Raw genomic sequence first — 8477 nt, forward strand, 5'->3', positions numbered from 1 at the left:
AAAGTTTTACGTACTTTAACTGAATCAACCTATGAAATTCAGCCTCAGCAAAGTCATTATGAATCTCTCGAAGTAGATGAGTTCTGGAATTTTGTTGGAAATAAAAAGAATAAACAATGGCTTATTTTTGTTCAAAAGTCATATTTTACCTCGGAGAAACCGGACATTTTTATTGGTGAGAATATAGACACTTTAAATGGGTTCTAACACTCTCGTTTCGTATAACAGCCATTATGTTAAATGAATGATAATTGACATTTTGTTCATTAATACTGATATGCAACGAATTTTATTATATGTCACCCCTCAATTACAAATATAAATGACTGCTCGTCTAATCATCTCCATTACACAATTAAATGTTAAAATGCATAGCTACTTCATCTAAGATAAAATATATGTATCCAAATCTACAGCACAGCTTCGAAAACAGCGTCATTCTCGTTGTAGAAGATGATTATGATATTGGTGACATTCTTGAAAAATACATAAAAAATGAAAACATGCAGGTCATCCGTGCATTGGATGGACAACAAGCTTTAGAGTGCCTAAAAGCCAACTCTATCGACCTGATTCTCCTTGATATTAAATTACCCAAACTAAATGGCTGGGAAATTCTACAAATCATCCGTCAAACAAGTCATTTACCTGTCATTATGCTGACTGCCTTAGATGATCAAGTGAATAAGATCATGGGGCTAAAAATGGGTGCTGATGACTTTATTATTAAGCCATTTAACCCAAACGAAGTGATTGCACGAATACAAGCCGTACTTAGACGAAGTACAAGCCAAAATATGGAAATAACTAATATTATTCGTTATAGAAATATTGAAATTAATCCAGATCATCATCAAGTTTACATTTCAAATGGTCAAAGAAATCAGTTGCTCAACCTTACGTTAACTGAGTATAAGATACTGTTTTTGATGGCAAAAACACCGAATAAAGTCTTTACACGTAATGAATTGATCCAAAACTGTATGCCTGAAAGTGATGCTTTAGATCGCACTGTAGATAGCCATATCAGCAAATTACGCAAAAAACTTGAAGAAAATGATGTAAATGGCTTATTAATCAATGTCCGTGGCGTGGGGTATCGCTTAGATCAAAATCATGAAATTTAACTTTTTTAAAAATTCTGTTGGAATTAACTTCCAGTTTATTATCATGATGAGCCTATTCAATTTAGGCATTACGCTGTTATCTTTCATGATTGGCTATTTTGTTTATAGCTGGGCGATAAAAATAGGTTTTCTAAATACACAAGTTATTAATTCAAATGAATTTTCAGTTACCTCCGTTGACTTTATCTGGCTGTTTTTAGTGCTATTAACAGGCTTTTTTCTTTCTACTATCCTCGCCTTTAAATATGGAAAACGCTATACACAGCCAATTAGTGATTTAGCAGATGTTATTCAACAAATTCAACAAGGCAATTTAGCACTCAGAATTAAACAGCCACATCATGATATTCCACATGAAATCAAGTCTCTTATTGAGAACTTCAATGAAATGGCAAACCAACTTGAAGTATCAGTTAAGAATTCAACTGTTTGGAATGCTGCAATTGCACATGAATTACGAACACCTGTGACAATATTACAAGGTCGCTTGCAAGGTATTGTCGATGGTATATTTATTGCCGATAAAGCTTTACACCTAAGCTTATTGAACCAAGTCGAAGGCTTATCTTACCTTGTGGAAGATTTACGGACACTGACACTTATTGAAAATAAACAATTACGATTAGAACTAGAAAAGACCAATTTAAAAAATAGTATTGAAAAATGTCTGCAGATGTTTAATGAACGGTTTCATGTTAAAGGTTTAACTATTGTTTTAAATTTGACGGATAAATTGGTTTGCGTTGATATAAGAAGGATGGAACAGGTCTTTATTGCATTGTTCTCTAACTTTCTAAGATATTCGAATGCTGGAAAAATAAATATTACATCTGTAACCACAGCAGAACATTGGGTATTGACGTTTGAAGATGAAGGTCCTGGTATTGATGAATCGCATCTTAAACACCTGTTCAAACCCTTCTATCGACTGGAAGACTCTAGATCATGTCTAGATGGCGGTACTGGATTAGGCTTGGCAGTGATTGATGCAATTATTGAAGCACACCAAGGTCATATTTATTATTCTAAATCCAAAAACTTAGGTGGCAGCTGTTTTACTATTCAACTAAATCGTAAGACATCAACTCATTTATAATGTGTTAAGTTCAGATTAATACGGCTTAATTTAAACCATAAATTTAAGATAAATTGATGTCTGAACTTAACCATTCTGTTTGATGATCCTCAAATAAATTTCATCACAATGAATTCTCATCTCGATATTTAGCTAGCATAAAAAATACCACAATGGAGAGTATCCCGATGATAATCCCTGCTGTTAATAATAAATTAACATGAGCTGAACTGAAGGCAATTTTACCTGCGTTAATCAATGCTGTACCTTGTTCAACGGGTAACTGGCTCGCCACTAAATAGGTATCACCAATCGAAAGTCTGGCTTTTTCTGCTAAAACAGCAGTTAAATCTGACGGCACTTGAAGATGACTGCCAAATATATAGGCCATGAAAACACCAAATAAAGTAATACCTAGTCCTGTACCCAGTTCATAACCTGTACTTTCAAGTGAACCTGCCGCACCGCCCTTTTCTGCAGGTACTGAGCCCATGATCGCAATGGATGAAGCTGTTAAACCAATACTCAGTGTTAATCCAATCGAAGCTAAAATAAAGGGAACGATGATTCCCGGATGATGAAAATCTGAATAACTCAAACTGACCAACGCAATTGCTGCCAATATTAATGACATGGTCGCAACCAGACGGAGTCCAAATTTATTGGATAAAAAACCAGCAATAGGCCCGCCAATAGCGGCCGCAACCATAATCGGAACCATAAAAAGACCGGCTTGCAGCGGTGTTAAACGAATGACATATTGCAGCTCCATTGCCAAAGTTAACTCAACCCCTGCCAAAGCGCCTGCAGCAACCATTGCCATAATAATGCCGGCTAAAATAGCAGGACGTGAAAATAGCGAAAGATCTAGCATCGGCTGAGGAGAATTCAGCTGTTTGCGTACAAATATGGTTAATAAGCCGATAGATAAAACGACCAAAGGCAAGACAATCAACAACGACTGTTTACCGCCTAAGCCTGCTTTTAGTGCATATACAAACGAAATCAAACCGACAATCAGCAATAGCGCTTGACCAAATGCCCAATGTCCAGGGGTTATAGCTTCTTTTCGGGACAATAAGAAATAGCACATTGGTGCGACAACCAGCATGATTGGGACGTTAATCAGGAAAACTGAACCCCACCAGAAATATTCTAACAATCCCCCACCAATGAGCGGTCCAATGGCGGCACCGGCTGATCCGATTGTGCCCCAAATACCCAGCGCAATGGCACGTTCGCGACTGTCTTCGAAGGTTCTGCGAATAATACCCAATACACAGGGCATAATCATGGCACCGCCTAATGCTAATAAAGCACGTGCGGCAATCAGCATAGAAGCCGTTTGGGAAAATGCCGCAAGGACTGAGGCAATTCCAAATATAACCAAGCCAATCAGCAGAATCTTACGATTGCCGACACGATCAGCCAAAGTTCCCATCGGAACTAAAAGTCCAGCCATAAGTAATGGATAAATATCAATAATCCATAAGACTTGGTTACTTGTGGCACTCAGCGATTGGGTTAATGAGGGAACCGCAACATGCAGTACAGTCATATCAATCACAATCGGCAGAAATGCAAGCACGACAGCGAGCAATATCCACCAGCGTTTCGGATCAAGATTGGTAGCTTTCATGATTAAACCTATATTGATGGTTTATTAAATCAATTCTGAAATAAAGATGTAAATGAAAGATTTGTTGTGGGCTAAACTCGTTAACCCACAGCTTTTATTCTCAGTTTTGATGCTTAATGTGCCGCTTTACGTTTCGAGAATTTCTCAACCATGCTCATGACGACAATAAAGAAAATCGGTACAAAAATAACAGCTAGAATTGTTGCGCTGATCATGCCGCCAAAGACGCCTGTACCAATCGCTTTTTGAGTTTCAGAACTAGCGCCACTGGCAATGACTAAAGGAATAACGCCACAGGTAAATGCCAAAGATGTCATTAGGATTGGACGTAAGCGCAATTTAGCGGCTGCAACGGTTGCCTCCACTAAACCCATTCCTTCTTCTCTTAGTGCTTTTGCAAACTCAACAATCAAAATAGCATTCTTTGCAGATAGACCAATAATCGTGATCATGCCGACCTTAAAGAAAATATCATTTGGCATACCACGTAACATTACTGCTAAAAAGGCGCCAATCAACCCTAGAGGGACAACTAGCATCACAGAGAATGGAATTGACCAGCTTTCATAAAGCGCTGCCAAGACAAGGAAAACGACTAACATCGACAACAGTAATAAAAACAAGGTTTGTGATTCCGACTGTTTTTCTTCTAGAGAAATCCCAGTCCACTCATAACCCACACCTTTCGGAAGTTGTTCAATCAAATTTTCCATCTCAGTCATGGCTTGTCCTGAAGATATACCTGCTGCTGGACTGCCAGAAATACTCAATGATGGACGACCGTTGTAACGATTGTATTGTTGTGGGGAATGTTGCCAAATTGGAGTAATTATTTCAGACATTGAAACCAATTTACCGCTTTGACTGTTCACCTTAATCTGAAGAATATCTTCAATACTCATGCGTGATTTGGCATCAAGTTGCACAATGACTTGCTGCATACGGTCATGATTTGGAAAATCATTGATATACATCGAACCCATTGAGGTTGAAATAATATCGGTCACATCACTGAAATTAACACCTAATGCCTGCAATTTATCTCTATCAATTTTAAGCTGTACAGAACTGCCATCTGGCAAACCTTCAGGATAGACCTCCGCCACGATTTTACTTTGTGCTGCTAATGCTAAAAGCTGATCTTGTGCTTCTCTTAAAGCAGGCATGCCAATATTGCCACGATCTAATAATCTCAGTGAAAAACCAGATGAGTTACCCAATTCATCAATTGCTGGTGGTAACACAGACATGGTTTGACCTTCTGAACTTTCAGCCATCGCTATATTGGCATTATTCACGACTTCTTGTGCCGTAATAGTACGCTCTTCGAATGGCAATAGATTGGTAAAATACATCGCTGTATTCTGACCAGATCCACTAAAACCAAAACCTAAGACCGCCATATTGTCTTTAATCCCCGTTTCTTGGTCTAAATAATTTTGAAACTCAGCAACGACTTTACGGGTACGTTCTTGAGTTGCATCCGCAGGAAGTTGAATCGAAGTCATAAACCACCCCTGATCTTCTTCTGGCATAAACGCAGTCGGAACGTGTTTAAAACTAAAAATCAGCACAATGACAATGCCTAAGAAACATAACATTGCGAGGGTTTTATGTTTAATTACTTTAAATAAACTGCGTTCATAGCGATTGTTCAGCTTCTCAAAACTGCGATCAAACGATGCAAAAACACCCTTTTTCTGATGGTCTTGATCAATCGGTTTTAACATCGTTGCACATAACGCAGGGGTTAATGTCAGTGCAAGGAAAGCTGAGAATAAAATTGAAACCGACATGGTAATGGTGAACTGACGATAGATAATCCCCACTGAGCCTGACGCCAATGCCATCGGCAAGAATACAGCGGCTAACACTAAGGTGATGCCAATAATCGGATTGGTAATTTCCTTCATGGCTTTAGATGTGGCTTCAACTGGAGATAAGCCTTCTGTCGCCATAATGCGTTCAACATTCTCAATGACCACAATCGCATCATCGACAATAATCCCGATCGCAAGCACCATACCGAACATGGTCAGCACATTAATCGAAAAACCAGCAAGCAGCATGACTGAGAATGTGCCAAGCAATGCAATCGGTGCAACAATCGCCGGAATTAAGGTGTATCGAACATTGTGTAAAAAGATAAACATGACAATAAAAACTAATGCCATAGCTTCAAGCAATGTCATGATTACTTTTTCAATCGAGATTTTTACAAAAGGTGCAGTGTCGTAAGGTATAGAGAATTTCATACCATCAGGCAGTGCTGAACCTAACTGTTCAATTTTCGCTTTAACACCTTCTGCAGTCTTGACAGCGTTGGCACCAGGACTCATTTGTATCGCCACAGCTGTAGAGGCTTTGCCATTTTCTAAAATCGCAAAGTTATACATCTGTGCCCCGATTTCGACACGAGCGACATCCGACAGTCGAACATTGGCGCCATTTTGTTGAGCACGTAAACTAATTTTCTTGAATTGCTCTACAGTTTCTAATTGACCTTGAGCAGTTAAAGGAATAGTAATTTGTTGCCCCGTCAAAGCAGGAACATCACCAATACGACCTGGTGATATCGGCAAGTTTTGGTTTTGGATGGCTGTATTCACATCTTGAATACTCAATCCATAAGAAACCAAACGATCTGGATCGACCCAAATCCGCATGGCTTTTTCAGCACCAAAATTTTGGACTTTACCAACACCGTCAACCCGCTTTAATTCTTCAATCACATAGCGAGTCATATAGTCACTGACATCAATTTCACTATATTTGCCATTCGGTGAACTTAAGCCCACCATCATTAAAAAACCAGACGACGCAGCATCGACCATCAGCCCTTGTTGTCGCACTGTTTGAGGTAAGCGTGACTCAATGGCTTTAATTTTGTTTTGCACATCAATTTGTGCAAGTTCTACATCTGTACCTGGTTTAAATGTTGCGGTGATTGTTGCTGTTCCAGAACTATCTGAACTTGAACTGTAATAAAGTAAGTTTTTGACACCTGACATTTCCCGCTCAATCAAGGTCACAACACTATCATTCAATGTTTTTGGCGTAGCACCTGGATAGATTGCCGTAATACTAATCTGTGGTGGCGCAACACTTGGGAATCGTGCAATAGGTAACTTGGGGATGCTTAGTACACCCAACAGAATAATAAATAAAGCAATCACCCATGCAAAAATAGGACGCCTAATGAAAAATTGGGACATTATTGCTGTCCTCCATTTTCCTTAATATTTGTAGGTTGCCACTGCTTAATTTTTAATTTTTGCTCAGGCTGTATACGATCAGCCCCTTCAACAATGACTTTCTCACCTGCTTGTAACCCTTGTTTGATCACATAGTTATTTTGATAACGTTGACCAAGCTGAACAGGCTTGCTTTGCGCTAAACCTTTTTGATTAACAATCGTAACATTGGCTTTACCACTAATATCATGTTGAATCGCTTGTTCTGGAACTAGGAGCGCATTTTCAACTTGAGCTCGGCTCATATTGACTCGAACATACATGCCTGGCAAAAGTTTTTGATTTTCATTATTGGCTAAAATACGGATTGTGACATCACCCGTATCAGGATCAACTTTAGTATCCGAAAATAGGATTTCACCTGTAACGTTATAAGGTTTACCCTGACTATTTAGGATTTCAACCGTATGTTTGGTATTTGACACGTCACCTTGCTGTAAAGCTTCCTGTAGTTTTTCATAATCACTAATTGATTGCTTTACATCAACATAGACTTTATTAATCTGTTGTATTACGGCCATTGCATTAGTATCACCTTGACCAACTAATGCACCCTCAGTCACTAAGATTTCACCAATCGTTCCCGAGATAGGGGCTGTAACAGTCGCATATTTAAGATTAAGTTGTTGTCTGCTTAACATGGCTTGCATTTGCGCCACATCGGCTTTTGCTTTTTGATAATCTGCTTCGGTATTGTTGTATTCCTGCTGACTAACCGCATTTACTTTTACTAATTCAGTGTAGCGTTTTAACAGCACCTGCAAACGTGTCACCTCAGCTTGTGCACGGTTTAAAGTGGCTTGATTGCTTTTTACATCTGCCTGAAATATTTCAGAATTCAATTTAAAAAGCGGTTGACCTGCTTGCACATAAGAGCCTTGCTTAAAAAGTACTTTATCAACAATTCCACCTACTTGCGGGCGAATTTCAGCAATACGGTAAGCGACAACACGGCCTGGAAGATTTTCAATTAAATTCATGGAATGCGGTAATACCGTGATGGTACTGACAACCGCTGGTGGCATTTCTGTTGGGGACTGTTCAGCATCTTTGGCTTGTGTACAGCCGATTAAAAGTACAGTTGTAATAAGTATTGAACCTATTAAATGATAATGTGTTGACATGCTTTTTCAGAGGGGGGGTTTTAGATACTACTATTTTGAAATAGCAGTGTTTATGAATTGCTGATGTTGTGTGGAGATTGTGTGGAGATTGTGTGGAGAGATTAAAAGATTTATTTTTTAATGACACGCTTAGAGATGGATCCGTAAATTTGAACAACTCCTATAAGTGATATTCTGCTCCTCAAATGATGTTATAAACATCAATATATGGAGTATTTTATGGCACGTAGACCAAGAAGAAATCATTCAAATGATTTT

At 38.7% G+C, this 8477-nt stretch carries 5 protein-coding genes and 1 pseudogene; 3 read left to right on the forward strand and 3 right to left on the reverse strand.

What is annotated here, in order from left to right:
- The 3 genes and pseudogenes from FTU17_RS16030 to adeS all read left to right on the forward strand — a co-directional run.
- Window positions 1–129 (forward strand): annotated as a pseudogene (locus tag FTU17_RS16030) (IS1 family transposase); the annotation flags it as partial.
- 269 nt (window positions 130–398) lie between these two features.
- Window positions 399–1127 (forward strand): efflux system response regulator transcription factor AdeR, encoded by a 729-nt coding sequence (gene adeR / locus FTU17_RS16035; protein WP_032073130.1) that lies wholly within the window; start codon window positions 399–401, stop codon window positions 1125–1127.
- A complete protein-coding gene (gene adeS / locus FTU17_RS16040; protein ID WP_032073131.1) occupies window positions 1117–2223 on the forward strand; it encodes a two-component sensor histidine kinase AdeS in 1107 nt (368 codons plus the stop codon). Before adeR ends, adeS begins: the two co-directional genes overlap by 11 nt.
- A 103-nt stretch (window positions 2224–2326) precedes the next feature.
- Here the strand turns inward: adeS and FTU17_RS16045 are convergent, their stop codons facing one another.
- The 3 genes from FTU17_RS16045 to FTU17_RS16055 all read right to left on the reverse strand — a co-directional run bounded on the left by FTU17_RS16045 (window position 2327) and on the right by FTU17_RS16055 (window position 8219).
- Window positions 2327–3841, reverse strand: a complete 1515-nt coding sequence (locus FTU17_RS16045) for an MFS transporter (protein WP_032073148.1) — start codon at window positions 3839–3841, stop codon at window positions 2327–2329.
- 113 nt (window positions 3842–3954) lie between these two features.
- Window positions 3955–7059: a multidrug efflux RND transporter permease subunit gene (locus FTU17_RS16050; RefSeq protein ID WP_270915313.1), complete on the reverse strand. Its 3105-nt coding sequence runs from the start codon at window positions 7057–7059 to the stop codon at window positions 3955–3957.
- Window positions 7056–8219: an efflux RND transporter periplasmic adaptor subunit gene (locus FTU17_RS16055; RefSeq protein ID WP_032073150.1), complete on the reverse strand. Its 1164-nt coding sequence runs from the start codon at window positions 8217–8219 to the stop codon at window positions 7056–7058. The genes FTU17_RS16050 and FTU17_RS16055 overlap by 4 nt, the downstream gene beginning before the upstream one ends.
- Between the last annotated feature and the right edge of the window lie 258 nt (window positions 8220–8477).

The organism is Acinetobacter sp. YH12070 (assembly GCF_013419625.1).
Lineage (GTDB): Bacteria > Pseudomonadota > Gammaproteobacteria > Pseudomonadales > Moraxellaceae > Acinetobacter > Acinetobacter amyesii.